1 protein-coding gene is annotated in these 446 nt (G+C 61.4%); it reads right to left on the bottom strand.

The window, feature by feature from the left end; all coding sequences use genetic code 11:
- Positions 1-446, bottom strand: a 446-nt coding sequence (locus ACGTN6_RS21080; RefSeq protein ID WP_394595067.1) for an IS3 family transposase, incomplete at both ends; no start/stop codon positions are given.

Genomic DNA, 446 nt, shown 5'->3' with positions numbered 1-446 from the left:
ATCTCTCCGTTGTACAGATCCATGACCGGTGATAGGTAGAGCTTCTGACCAGCGATCTTGAATTCCGTGATGTCCGTCACCCACCGCTGGTTGGGGCGCTGGGCCTGAAAGCGACGCTGCAACGTATGAGGGGCGGCGTAGCCTTCCTCGCCTCGGTAGGCACGATAACGCTTGGGACGAACCAGGGACTTCAAGCCCAGCTGTTGCATCAACCGCTGGACGGTCTTGTGGTTGATCGCCTCACCGGCCTGTCGCAGGACGGCGGTGATGCGACGGTAGCCATAGCGCCCTTTGTGGCGATCGTAGATCGCCCGGATACGCGCCTTCAGAGCCGCGTACCGATCGTCAGTGCCCAAGGCCTTGATCTGGTAGTAGAACGTGCTGCGCGGCAGCTCGGCCGCCCGCAGCAGCAGCGCCAGCGGATGCTCATGCCTTAATCCTTGGAC

Origin of the sequence: Halomonas sp. B23F22_20, from assembly GCF_043496985.1 — a bacterium.
In the GTDB taxonomy this organism is placed as follows: domain Bacteria; phylum Pseudomonadota; class Gammaproteobacteria; order Pseudomonadales; family Halomonadaceae; genus Halomonas.
The sequence above is the reverse complement of the archived record's forward strand: the minus strand, read 5'-3'. Positions and strand labels throughout refer to the sequence as shown.